The sequence below is a fragment of the Thalassoroseus sp. genome (assembly GCF_984380535.1).
The window spans coordinates 27,457-41,118 of record NZ_CFHRBF010000017.1 but is presented as its reverse complement, the minus strand read 5'-3'; the positions used below and the strand labels follow the sequence as shown (position 1 = coordinate 41,118).

The following is a 13,662-nucleotide window of genomic DNA, read 5'->3' as shown; positions in this document are numbered from 1 at the left end:
AAAGACGATGGCTTTCATCCCCTCGGAATGGTTTTGTCTTCGCATTGAACCACGAACGCAAGGGAGTGGCGAAATTCATAGGGTATTCAATTCGTGTTCATGTTGTGATCGGTTCCTCAGCTGAAATCCAATGACCGGTGCCAATCGTTTCGCTAAAACCGATCCGCGAGAACAGACATCGCCCTCCTTCGCGGACAATGCAATCACTCCCACCTTGGCCAAAGGCAATAGCTTCGATCAATTCAGCCGCCTTATAAAAGTCGCATTGACCTCGGGAGAAAGTGAAGACCTTGGCTTCTGGGATCCCAGCACAGGTATTAACTGCCGAGGGACGTTTGAGAGCAAACTATAACAATGGGTGAACGATCCGCAGGTCTTCGCACTTCGAGTCTCCAACTGCGATGCGGGTATCCGATCCGATTTGCAGGTTTAGGACGTGAGTGCACTATCAAATCCGACGAGTATCTTGTCGCTTCCTCAAACTAACGGCAAAACTTTTATCGTGGTCTTCGCCGGGCCAATTCGGTTGTCAATGCGAAAGCCAGAGGGTTACTGTCCGAATCGACTTCTAAATTTCGCAACGGATTTTCTTAGGTCGCTTGATTTTCCTATTGAGGCCGTGGAACCTAGGAGTATCCGTCCGAAAAGCCCGTGTGACACAAGTTCTGTGTTCGCCTAGTACCTGCCAGCTTGGAAGGCAATTCCGATGCTTCATATGTCAAAGTCCCGCTTGTTCGCGATGCTGATCGCGAGCTCCGCATTTTTGCAATCGTCGATGGTTGAGAGTGCCAGCCCACAGCATCCTGTCGGCACGCGTGTTTTAGCCGAGCTTTCTACCAACGGAGTGAGCGAAGCCTTGGAGCTGATTGGCCAGGAGGTCGATCTTGATGAGAACTGGCTCGACAAAGTCGACAGCGGATTTCCCGCAGCGGCCGGTGGTTTGGCACGACTGCTAAGAAAAATGGACGTTGCCGAACGGTATGACTTGCTTCACCAGTGGACCATGCCAACGGAGTCTCGCAAAACGATCCGCATCTTCGCATCGCCTGTGCCACGTAGTTCCCCACCGGAAGTTTTCGCCCGAGCGTTGCGTGAACGTCCGCGAGAAGATGTTTTTGCAATTGCGAGAATCGGGAGTGTTCGTGGGGTGTATTGCACCGGTTGGCAACTTGTGCAAGCCGCCTATGAACTCGGTCGTCTTTCAAACCTAATGAGCGAACTTGAGTCTCTGAACTCACAGAATATTCGAAACGCCGATGTCTTGTTGATGTTCGCGAAACTAGCCGACGAACAAGGGCAACACCAGGAACTAATACAACCTCTGCGACAGCTTGTCACTAAGCTTAACAGGCGTGTGCCGAAAGCGAAATCGTCGTATTCGGGAGTCCATGCATTAAGCATTGCACTCGGGGCGGCCGCTTTGAATCGTAAAGACTTGCAGACGACTAGCTCGTCCATCTTCCAAGACTTGTCCGAACTAGCGATGGATTCGACGAACTATTCCTTGCGGTCAATTCTGAGATCGCTGCATGGCGAGGCTGTACAGCAGACATACGCGAAGACGGTAGCCGCAAATTTGCATGCGAATTATCTCAAATATTGGGTGCCGGTCACCGAAGGGTACTACCGTCAAAACGCAGCAGGAGCACCAGAACCGGTTTGGTTGTCGCACGAAGAACATCTGCTTCACCTCGCAGGCGATCACAATGACATCTTGTTTTTTCGGTACCCGCTAGCAGGCGAGTTTGAGTTTTCATGTGAGGCGCAAGAGGGCGGGCGTGTGGTGACGGATGGCGGACTCGTTTACGGAGGCTTGCAGTTTTTTGCAAACTCGCGAAACCATACTTTGACGATCTGGGATGCGAACTTTACACATCGGATCGAAAAAGCGTGTCCGTACTTGTATCCACCAGGACAACCGGAATTTAATACTTGTGTCATCCGGTCGGAGAACGGCGAAGTCTCTTATCAAGTCAATCGTCACCTCATGTGGTCCGATCAATCGGATGCATCTGCCAGTCCTTGGATTGGCCTGCGAGCCTATGGCAACCATCGCCCCCTCTTTCGAAACATTCGCTTATCGGGATCGCCGGTGATACCCCGATCAGTCAACCTGATCGGCAGCGAGAATATTCGGGGATGGACTGCCAGGCTGTTTGCGGAGCGAATCACACGCTTTCACGATTCCCTACCTGAAGAAGATGCCATCTGGAAGTTTCACAATGGTGAAATTCAAAGCTCTAAACTGGAATCATCACCGGATCGAGTCGTCCAAAGTTTGTTGCGATATCAACGACCTATCCTGGCGAACGAGACTGTTCAATTCGATTTCTATTATCAGCCCGGCGAGATGCTAGTTCATCCTGCCTTTGATCGACTAGCATTTTTGATGGAACCTGAGGGCGTTCGGATCCATTGGATTACTGATAACGAAGCCGAGTGGACAACGCTTCCAACCGACAATGCGATTACCGAACCGTTCAATCGAAGAGGGCCCCGGCCACTGCCTCTGAATGCGAACGACTGGAACGCTGTGCGGTTGATAAGGTCGGGAACTCAAATCAGCTTGGAGCTAAATGGGGAAACTATCTATGTCCACCCGCTCGACAAAGACGCGATTGGTCAATTCGGTTTTTATCGAGATCGGGCGAAGTCGAGTGTTCGCGTTCGTAATGTCGTTTTAACTGGCGATTGGCCAGAAACGGTTCCTCGAGAATTCTTACAAGATCCAACAACGACTTTCGAAGACCATCTAGCAAGCTCAAACGTGCGAGCGAAAGCAACACTTTGCGGTGAAGAGTTTCTTGCTGAAAATGTTCGTCGGATTCGACGGCATGCAGCTAGCCTGCCAGACAATCAAGCGTACCAGTTCTTAGCCGATTGGGTCTGTCCAAGTGCAAGCCATACAGCCATTCGATTGACGGGTGAATTCACACCGACCGATCCCTCGCCATTAGCTTTCCACTTAGAACCGCAACGTTATCGCTCAAAATCCGGAGGTGAATTTGTCAGTCCCGTTGCAGATCTGTTGGTCTTGGCTCGCAAGCTCAATAAACTGAATCAACTGATTGAACGTGTTAAAGCGGTCTCTGACAAACAGGGTGAGAATCAACGCCGGGCAAGACTAGCATTGCTAAGCATGCTCGCCTTAGAGTCGAACGACTCCGCCCAAGCAGAGGATTACATGTTTCGCTTGCTGGCTTTTGTGAACGAAGCTTTCGAGACGCGGTCAAAGAACTTTACGTCGGAACTCCAGCTTGTCGACTTCGCGGTTCGGAATGGTTGTCAATCGAACATACTCGGAGATTTGATTAGCCGACTTTACCAACATCGACATCAAGCAGGACTTTCCGACGTTTGGAACGTTCATCTCAATTCGTTACTGCATACATATCTCGACGGCAAAACAGCGACAGAAAATAGTGCAGCGACGGATCGATTGCGTGATTGGATTCCCGTTTCGAGGACGACTTCCGCGAGGCGTGGTCAGGGCATTCCGCATGGTCAGTGGGATGTCGATAGCAATCGTGAAGTTTCACTCCGGCAAGGCGATGCAAACGATTTTCTGCTCTATCGATGGCCGCTTTCTGGGCAATACCAAGTCACTGCGGAGATCCATCGCTCTGAAGCCAACCAGATTCTCGCTGGCGGTCGGTTCTGTGGAAGCCGATTGAATGCTGATGAGATCATCGTGGGGAACTTTCGTGATGGTCATTCGATTCAAAAGCGACCGCACCTTTGGCAAAAGAATGACAAATGGCATCGGTTCCGAGCGGTTATCGACGGACCACATCGCCAGATTTACCTCAACGGTGGTTTAGTCCTCGACGATCAACTGGCTGCGACACCCTCTCCCTGGGCGGGGTTCCATAGTAGCGATTATGCCAGCGGCAGGTTCCGCAACTTTCTTATCTCGGGGAGTCCAAAAGTCCCGAGCGAAATCGAAATCTCCGAGTCAATGCATTGGTCGAGTTGGCTACCCTATTTTCAATGGACGACAGAAGACGATTCGCAGGCCACAAGTTGGGAGTTGAACGACGATGCTATCGGTTCGACCGAAATTATTGGTCGGCAACGTAAAGAGCTTGCCGGTTCGAACTGTGAAAACTTGTTACGCTATCAGCGACCTCTAGCTGAGAATGGAACGATTGAGTACGAGTTCTATTATTCGCCGAAGTCGTATGCAGCACATCCAGCATTCGATCGAATGGTGTTTCTACTCGATCCCGCAGGAGTTCGAATGCATTGGGTGACGGATGGTCGTCACGATCGGACTTCAGTCGACCCAGCAAACGAGACCACGGAACTGGAGAATCGTCGGGGGCCAGAGACACTTCCGCTCAACGTCGACAGTTGGAACCGAGTGAAGTTGTCGATTAACGGGAATATCGTATCCGCCGAGTTAAATGGCCAACTCGTCTACGAGCGGCCAATGGAAACCACCAACCGCCGCACTTTCGGGTTGTTTCATTTTGCCGATCAGACTGAATTGAAAGTCCGCAAGGTGGTTATGCGTGGCGACTGGCCAACGGTCATACCGCCTCCCTCACAGCAAGGTATAGCCGATCCGGAACTTGCCGCCCTCGAACAGTCGACTAGTAATCTCAAGGCTATGTTTTCTCATGACTTTGCTCAAGATGGAATGCCTCCACAGTACTTCAACTATTCGGGGCGAGATGCTGAGCAGACTCTAACTCATGATTCTAATGGTTTGCATTCCAATGTCGTTGGCAACCGAGCTTGGGTGATGGCCGGTTTCGCTTCTCGGTTCTCTGTGGGTGGGAATTTTGACATTCGGGTTGAGATTGCCGGTCTCCAGGTCAACGACTCCGAGCAAGCCTTCGCGATTTTAGACCTCTTGCTAGCCGATCCACTCGCTCAGCAAATTCGCGTGATGCGGGGGGAAACCACCGCTGAGAAACATGCGATTGTCGCCCAGTTTGTCACTGCTGACGCAACGGGCCAGAAACGCTATCTCGGTCTGCAATCGCAAGAGGGATCGCTCAGTGGAACTCTACGAGTTGTCCGCATCGACAAGACCATCTATTGGCTTTTCGCGGAGGGGAATTCACAAGCGTTTCGAATCCTGCGATCCGAGACCGTTCACGACGCCGACATCAAAATGGAAGGCGTGCAACTGAAAGTCGGGGTTTTTGGCGGAGGTGAAGCGAAAGTGGTTTGGAAGAACCTCACGATGCGAGCCGAAAGCCTCAAGTACCTTCGACCCCGCGCTGACGAGAAGCATCAAGTTCTCGCGATCATGAAAAAGGACGGTCGCGACGTGCGTCAGATTGCCAGTCCCAAACCCGGTTATCAATTCGTCGGTTCGCCGGAGTTCTCGACCGATGGGAAAAAGATTGTCTTTGACACCTCGACCGGTCCTGTGTCGACATCGCGGATTATGATCATGGATTCCGATGGCAAAAACTTGAAGGATGTCGGGCCTGGGTGTATGCCGAGCCTTTCGCCTGATGGAAAACAAATCGTTCAGTCTGAATCGGGACGCGGGGTGGTTCTGATGGATGTCGATGGGCAGAATCGACGCACGATCGATCGGCTAGGGTGGGGAGCCCAATTCTCACCGGATGGACGATCGATTGCCTATGGAAGGTCAGGAAACATCTTCCTGACGGATCTAAAGACCGAAGAAAGCCAACCACTGTTATTGGGAAAGGATGCGTCGCGTTATCGTTCGACGTACTGGAATCTAGGTTGGTCACATGATAGTCGAGCAATCGCCTTCCTAGGTGCGAGACGTGATGGTTCCGGCGACGAAGTCGTTGTGATTGACATTGAACCAACGCCTCAAACACAAATTCTGTACACTCCCAAGTTGAATTTGTATCATGATTTCACGTTTAGTGCCGACAATCAGCAAGTGCTATTTGCCATGCAAAACCCAGAATTCGGGGGTCCTCAGATCTACTCGGTGAGTCGTAAACAGCCGAATATCGCCACTCTTTGGGAGGGACAGCCCGAGAACTATCACATTCGCAATTGCGAATTCTCGCCAACCGATGGCAAGATTGCTTTCTCCGGTACAGAAATTCTGCAACCCGTCGAATGGGTCAACCCAGACTAAAACGCAGGTCGCTGGAATCCGACTTGCGAATATGCGGACAACACAAATGCCTGCCAGTGTGCTCAAAGAAGACGCGTACCGAACTGGATGTCGTTACCGGCTTTCGAGAAGCAGTTTGAATTTCGTCGCCGCGAATTTAATCGTGCTACTCCCTTGGGGCTGGGCTCTGTCATAGGTTCCGTCAATTCGTTTGACTTTGCCCGCTTTCAGCAGTGTTAGGTATTCATCAGCAAAACTGACTGGCGCACTCAGAATATAGAATCCCATGTCGACTCCACTACCAAGTTTTTCGACATATGTCACTGTGGCTTGGTTAGTCTCGTCGAACTCGGGATAGAAGTGCATGGCTAGCCGAAGTTTCCCCAAGTCGTCGTAGATTGAAATTCTGGTCGTCGGTAGAAGCCTCAGTTTTTCGGGCCGTTGTTCAGGATCGTAACGACGATCGACGGTGTATCTCGCGAGGTCATAACCGACCGAGCGAAGTTCTTCACCGATTAACTCGTCATTAAGCCCGGCTAGAGAAAGCACTGTTATGCAAAATCGAAAAGCATGATTGACCATGTTTGTAACTCCGACGTCAAGCTGCATGATAGAACTCAGTTTTTATCCTCTGGCGTTTCTTGTTCGCTGTCGAATTGTATCTGAAATCTAGTAGCTGCGAAGTTGGCGGGGTTGCTGCCTCGTGGCTGAGTCCTGTCGTATGTCGCATCCACTCGCTTAATCTTGCCTGTACTAAGAAGTGTCAGATACTGGCCTGCAAACTCGGTTGGTGCATTGAAAAAGAAAAGACCTGTATCAACTCCGTTACTTGTTGTTCTCTCGAGATAGGTGATACCCGGAAGTTTGTAGTCTTTGAAGGCAGGATTGAAGTCCATCGTAATGCGACAGATATCATCACTTGAGTAGACTTGAATCTTCGTAACTGGGGCAAGGTTTGATTCACCCGGCTGATCTGATGTCGCGAACCTGCGTTCGATCTTGTAATAAGCTAGATCGTAGCCTGCTGTTTGAAGTTCCTCGCCAAACGAACTGCTGATACTCATTAGCAGAAATACGATAAAGAAAAGCCATCTTGCAATACATCTCATAGTTGTTGGGCTGTTTATAGGTAGGCAAGTAGGGATTGTTGAACGATGCAATGAAAATGATCTTACGGAAGGTTGCCTGAAGACCACACGTGGCGTCTTAGTGACTCTCCAGCGTCAATCGCGACTCGATCGTTGCAAATGTAATTGTGCTGCTACCCTGTGGTTTTGACCTGTCGTAAACCCCTTCGAATCGTTTCACATCGTCAGTACTTAACAGGGTTAGATATTGGCTGGCAAATGCCGCAGGGGCGCTGAGGACGAAAAAACTGGAAACGGGATGTGGCTTTTCGACGAAAGTGATGCGTGCTTCGCGGTACTCATCGAAGGCTGGGTGGAAACTCATGACGAGTCGCATTCTCTTTCGGCCGATGTCCTCGTAGAGGACTACTCTGGTCACAGGGAGTAGATGAGAAGTCTCTTGCTGTTGGTGAGGGATGAAGTATCGCTCGACGGTATAGTTAGTCAACTCGTAATTCATCTTGCGGAGTTCTTCAGCGACCGTGTCACTGCTACAAATTACCGATATGATCGTCACGAGTGCGAGAACTAACTTGGCATCCAACATGCTTAAGGGGGTCCTGTGGTTCAGAGAGAATGGTCTGTGTGGATTGACTTCATTCTGAGGTGCTTGATCGAGACGAACCGATCGTTGTTGGTGATATCAGTCGGGGATGTCGTCTAACCAGAAGTCGTTAGCGATCGGTTGCACGTTCTCGTAACGAATCTTGCACCGGTTCGGTAAAGACGACATAGTTATTTTCGTCCCGAAGGGTGAGTCTCCCGTCTGGTGAGCAAGTAATGCCGAGGATTCCTCTGTTCCGCCGTAGCAGGACTCCAAGTTGGTGCCCCAGTTCGACATGCCAAGCTCGCAGAGTACCGTCGAGGGAAACCGAAAACAATGTTTTCTCATCGGGCGAAAACGCGAGTTCCTGAATCGCTCCTCGATGACCACGACATGTTGCATGTCGTTCAAACCCCGCCTCGACATTCCAGAGATGGATCTCGCGTTGGTCGTCGGCGGTTGCGATCCAGTGACCTGTTGCGCTAATAGCAATTCTACCGACAGACGCTGCCTGAGATAGTTCTTGAGTTGTCTCAGTGAGCGTGTCTAGGTCTAGGAAACGTAACTGGTGCTCGACACCAAATATCACCGATTGCTCGTCAGTCGAGAATATCACGTTCGTGCAGTGACTGGCATCGGCCGTATAGATCAGTTGACCATCATCGACCCGAAACAGTAGAAGCCGAGTTTTTTCAGTCGTGACTTCGTTCTCAAGAAAAACTTGCACTGCTGCGAGGTATCGTCCATGCGGCGAAAGCCGGATGGCATTGAAATGACTGACCTCATGAGACCGAAATAGTACGGTCTCTTTCGGTATCGAGTGGTCCCAAAGCCGCAACTTGCACATACCGTCACCGTCATAACTAGCTGCAGCGATCATACGACCGTTCGAAGTAACGTCGACGGCTTGCCAGTTTTCTGGACCCGAACTGTGTGTTTCGATAGGCAGGGTGGAATTGATTTCCTCGATCAGAACATGACTCTCGAGAGAGTCTGAACCGGCCACGACCAATGTTCCATCCGTCGTCGATGCGAAGTCATTGATCTTAGCGGTCGTTGTTCGGGAAGCGGACGGGCGGTAATGGATCTCGCGGTCGAATCGCCCGATTCTCCATCGATGGAGTTGTCCGCGACGGTTAGCGGTATAAACGAACTGCCCGTTTTCGGTAAATGTTCCTCGTGCTCTCGAAGTGCCGATATGCCAAACGTACTCCAATCGATTGGCGGCCGGTTCCTGATCCGTTGACATGAATCTCCGAATCCGCGCGGTGCCAAAACTATCGAGTAGCAAGATCCGAGTGCCTTGAGGATTGAAGCACAGTTCACAGAATCCCGATTGACTACTCTGCTCGAGTACCCAGACTCGTTTTGATAAGTTCCAAACGCGAAAACCAATCGGTCCGTCCAGGTAAGCGATGGCCACGTTCAGGGAATCGCGTGAGAAGGTCACAGCCGAAATCTTGGCTGTGCCCTGATGTTGGAACCAAACGACACCAGAACCCAGATTGTAGATCCGCGTGATGCCGTCTTCACTCACTGCAGCTAACCAATGGCCGTCTGGAGAGATTGCAAGGTCTTCAACGGCTCTCGGGTATCCTCCGAATTCTATCTCCTTGACACCAGTCGTCGCATCCCAAATGCGAACGAATCCATCGGTCCCGCATGAAGCAATGCGACGACAGTCCGGCGTCACGACGACTCCAAATGCGAGTCCGTCGTGAGCGGCTATCAAACGTTCCATACTCTGGCTGTGTACATCCCAGATTCGAACCGTTCCATCGTCGCCAGTGGACACAATGCGTTGGCCATCGGGAAAGAATACAAGTCCGTTGACTTCACCTTGCTGTGAATCGATTTGAAATAAGAGCTTGCCGCTTTGCGTTTGATAGAACCGGATGATGCCGTCTGCTCCCGCTGTAGCGAGTTGGGACTCATCCGGCGAAAGTACGATGTGGTAGAGTGCCTGTTCCACATCGTCAATCAGCTCACCCCGCATTTTTGTTTTCTGGTCTAACATAAACCATTCAATCCCTCGAATATCGGTTTGCCCATGTCGAGGGATGTGACGTTCCAGTATCTGCCGGGCTTCTCCTGGCTCTTCTTCCTCAAGAGCCTGGGCAGCAAGTCGCATGTCGGAAACATAGAATAGTGATTGCGCTCGTTCGCCATTTGCGACGGCCATCTGTCTTGCAGATTCGGTCGCGTTTGAACTGTCAGTCAACTGACGGTTGAGCTTAGAAAGCTGGGCTGCATGAACACTCAGCCCGATGAGAATCGCAATAAACGCGAGAAACGCGATCGTGCAACTGATACCAAAGACGGGATTCCTTCGTGTCCAACGCGCAAATCTTGTGATGATAGGGAGAGGTCGAACTTGTGTCGGGCGTTCCTCGAGAAACCGGTGAAGGTCCTCCGCTAATTCCCCTGCCGACTGATAACGCATCTCCGGCGACTTTTCGAGGCAATGCAGGCAAACGGCTTCGAGGTCGCGTGGTATCGTGCGGTGAATGCGTCGCAAAGGGGTTGGCGTGACTGTTGTCAAACGACTAATGATTTCTGCAACAGTCGTGCCATCGATTGGTCGGCGTCCCGCTAGCAACTCGTATAGAATCACCCCCAGCGAGTACACGTCCGCTGGAGGTCCGATTGTTGTCGAGTCTTCTGTAGCCTGTTCCGGAGCCATGTAACTTGGGGTACCAGCCCACTGACTGCTTGCAGTTCGCGAGAGATCAGTGTTGACGATTCGCGCAAGACCGAAATCCGTCAACATCGGAGTCCAAGCCAACTCGCCGGAAGCATGTGCCAGGTCGAGAAGCACGTTCGCTGGCTTGATGTCACGATGCAAAATCCCCGACTCATGAGCGTGATTGACAGCTTCGGCCAATCGCCGCACGATACCGGCGGCCAAAGTCGGTTCAATAGCTTGAGATTGGCTGGCCATCCATTCTCGGAGTGTCGGGCCGGAACAATACGCGGATGCAATATATGGAAACCCCGAGCACTCGCCGGCTTCGAACACGGGAATGATGTAGGGGTGATGGAGAGCGGCCGTCGCGCGGGATTCGCTGATGAATCTCCGTTTCTGGTCGGGATCAAGTACGGACGGCAAGCGGGGGATTTTCAGTGCAACCACCCGATCGAGAAGTTCGTCTTTTGCAAGCCAAACAACTCCAAAACCGCCGGCACCCAACTGTCGAACGAGCTGGAAGCGACCCAGTTGACCAGACGATAAACCGTTCGCTGAGTTTTGCTCTGGTTTCACTGCATCCGGCTGACACTCTCGCGGAAATCGCGGAATCGCGATTTCTTGATTTGTGGGCAGGTTCACTGGACCAGGCAAATGCGAACTTGAATCGCTAATCTCTTTGCTAAGGCTTTTCAGGTATTGATCGATTGGCGGTTGTGAGATTTCACTGGGCGGACCGATTTGCTTCAACTGCTCCATCAAGATGGGAAGTAATCCCGATGTGGAAACATTGTTGACGCGGTGGGCCCGCGAGTTCCGCAGCTCCTGTTCCAACATCTCGTGACCGGCAGCAGCTTCAGTCAACGAACAACATGTTTCACATTCCGCCAGGTGTTTGGTGATCCGGTTTTCTTCTTCTTCCGTGACATCCCCGGCCAAAAACCGGTCGATCACTGTGACGGAAAGGCAGACGCTCATAGTCCAGTATCCAACTGCGCGTGTCCATCGCCAAAACGCGGTGAAACCAAAACGTCTCGGAAGTATCGTGATCTGTTGCCAACACTTGGGCCGGAAGATTTCACAGCTTCATCCCTACAGTAGCTTCGATCAAAATATCAAATCGCAGCGGCCGTCAGTTCCGCAAGTAGAATGCAAAGTCCGAGGCCAAAAACAACACTTCAACTCTTAGCCGTCGAAGCACTCGAAACTTGACCTTATACACCCAAGATATGGGCTGGTCAAAGGTCTCTGCGACGACCTTTGGCGGTTGGTCGTTCAGCCAAACCATTTCGAATGCTGACCAGATCTCGCTGGAAAACTCTCCGCGAATTCGCTGAACGGCACAATTGAAGATGTGGGCATTAAAGTCAGCCTCCCACTCCGCCATACTGCCCGGTGAGATCGGATCATGAAATGGGGGAGCATTGCCACCATGCCCAGGAATGCCGGTGCTAAGTCGATTGGAATGTCGTGTTATCAATCGGTGAGTCACGGTTCCCAACCAGGACCGAAACTGACCTCGTAGGGGGTTATACTCAAATGTGCGAATAGAAATACTGACAGTCATAAGGACCGTCTGTGTCACGTCGGCTCCACCAGCCTCTTGAAGTCCTCGGCGAATACAAACACGGAATATCGGTGGACTATAGAGTTCTACAAAGGTAGACCAAGCTTCGTCATCCGCGGGATTTCGTATTCGCAAAAGCAAGCTGTTTCGCGTCGACGGCCATTGCATGAAGATTTCTTCTCATTTGCAATTTTTCGCCTCTGATATCTCTGAACGCCGATGTGAATGCCAACCATAACCGATGTACGTTCGCAAAGTAATGAAAATCTGAGAAAAAATCGGACTGGTTCCGAGATTGCCAGGAAGAACTGATCGCTCGACGGCTAGTAAACAGTAGAAACGTTAGAACTCCCTGCCCTGTCCAAATCAGTCGACAAGCGAGCGTGACTTGTGATCGTCGGCTTGTGCCTAGTGATACTACGCCGACGAACTTGATTTCGATCGGTCGCACTCTGTCGGCATGGCCAATAGTTGCCCTGCGTTTGTCGCGACCCCCTGTCCGAAGTGTCTGTCAAAACTTGACTCGACGATTTGCGAATGGAATGGTGAAGAATGGCAATGAAATCAAGATCTCGGGTCAACGTGAAACAAAACGCAACCCGCGGGGAAGTTCGATGGAATCCGCTTCTCATGAAAAGAGAACTGCAGCGAGAGATTGACAAAGGAAATCCTAGAGAGCGATTTGGCTTTACTTTAATCGAGCTGCTAGTTGTGATTGCGATCATTGCGATTCTGATCGCGTTATTACTTCCTGCGGTTCAGCAAGCACGCGAAGCGGCACGTCGCACGCAATGTGAAAACAACCTGAAGCAAATTGGGATCGCGTTACATAATTATCACGATGTTCATCGGACGTTCCCACCTGGCTACCGATTTATGGCGAACTCGAGTACGGACACAATCGGTGGGCCGACGGTATCTCTCCTAGCATTTCTCGAGCAGGGCAACATCGATTCTCAACTCGATCCCACGACTCCCTGGTATATGCAGTCCAGTACAATTGCTCAAACGACACTCCCAGCGTTTGTATGTCCAAGCGATACAAGTCGTCCCAAGATTACCAGTGACGAGTTTGGCGTCTTGGGTTTGCCATTTGGAGATACCTATGCCATTTCATCGTACGCCTATTCGATCGGATATGACGACGCCGTGTGCTTTAGCCCAGGGTTTGGCCCAAAATCTACGAACAAAAACGTTGGCGTTTTCTACGTACATTCCAAAACTCGGATCGCCGACATAACCGACGGATCGAGCAACACGATTGCAGTCGGTGAGGCCGCCTCCGGGTACGACTTGTGTCACGGAATCGGTTGTAGCGTTCCGCTTAGCGGCTGGACCGCAGGACATTCCTGGTTAATCGATGGAACAAACAAAGAGCACTATTTAGGGCTTGGCCTACAGTACGCTGGGGGACTGGCAAGTACCGTTGAGAAGATGAACAAAGAAGTGGCAACCGATGCCTACTTCCATGCTGTGAGCGAACCATTCAATACTAATCCGAGTTGGAACGGCGGCCCACACTGGGCCAGTAACTTCCGCAGTTTCCATGCCGGCGGATGCCAGTTCCTATTCTCTGACGGATCGGTTCAGTTTCTCAGTGAGACAATCGACCTAGCGACTTACCGAGCCTTGTCGACAATCCAAGGCGGTGAAGTTATCGGCGAGTATTGATGTCAC

The 13,662-nt window shown here is 51.1% G+C and carries 7 protein-coding genes; 2 read left to right on the top strand and 5 right to left on the bottom strand.

The window, feature by feature from the left end:
- Positions 1 to 706: 706 nt before the first annotated feature.
- The gene (locus tag AC5DDB_RS22060; RefSeq protein ID WP_491741939.1) at positions 707 to 6,082 is read left to right on the top strand and encodes a DUF1583 domain-containing protein; all 5,376 of its coding nucleotides are present in this window, start codon (positions 707 to 709) and stop codon (positions 6,080 to 6,082) included.
- A 93-nt stretch (positions 6,083 to 6,175) separates the two neighbouring features.
- On the opposite strand, the gene AC5DDB_RS22055 is transcribed toward AC5DDB_RS22060, so the two are convergent.
- The 5 genes from AC5DDB_RS22055 to AC5DDB_RS22035 all read right to left on the bottom strand — a co-directional run bounded on the left by AC5DDB_RS22055 (position 6,176) and on the right by AC5DDB_RS22035 (position 12,153).
- Complete coding sequence (locus AC5DDB_RS22055) at positions 6,176 to 6,643, bottom strand: hypothetical protein (RefSeq protein ID WP_491741938.1); 468 nt, start codon at positions 6,641 to 6,643, stop codon at positions 6,176 to 6,178.
- A 35-nt stretch (positions 6,644 to 6,678) separates the two neighbouring features.
- On the bottom strand, positions 6,679 to 7,125 hold the full coding sequence (locus AC5DDB_RS22050; RefSeq protein ID WP_491741937.1) for a hypothetical protein: 447 nt from the start codon (positions 7,123 to 7,125) through the stop codon (positions 6,679 to 6,681).
- A 142-nt stretch (positions 7,126 to 7,267) separates the two neighbouring features.
- Entirely contained in the window at positions 7,268 to 7,735 is a 468-nt protein-coding gene (locus AC5DDB_RS22045) for a hypothetical protein (RefSeq protein WP_491741936.1), read from the bottom strand.
- 127 nt (positions 7,736 to 7,862) lie between these two features.
- Positions 7,863 to 11,396 carry a protein kinase domain-containing protein gene (locus AC5DDB_RS22040; RefSeq protein WP_491741935.1) on the bottom strand — a complete coding sequence of 1,178 codons (3,534 nt, stop codon included), beginning with the start codon at positions 11,394 to 11,396 and terminating at the stop codon, positions 7,863 to 7,865.
- Between the two features lie 154 nt (positions 11,397 to 11,550).
- Complete coding sequence (locus tag AC5DDB_RS22035; protein ID WP_491741934.1) at positions 11,551 to 12,153, bottom strand: RNA polymerase sigma factor; 603 nt, start codon at positions 12,151 to 12,153, stop codon at positions 11,551 to 11,553.
- A gap of 462 nt (positions 12,154 to 12,615) precedes the next feature.
- Here AC5DDB_RS22035 and AC5DDB_RS22030 point away from each other — a divergent pair, with 462 nt between their 5' ends.
- Positions 12,616 to 13,656 (top strand): DUF1559 domain-containing protein, encoded by a 1,041-nt coding sequence (locus tag AC5DDB_RS22030; RefSeq protein WP_491741933.1) that lies wholly within the window; start codon positions 12,616 to 12,618, stop codon positions 13,654 to 13,656.
- Positions 13,657 to 13,662: the final 6 nt, after the last annotated feature.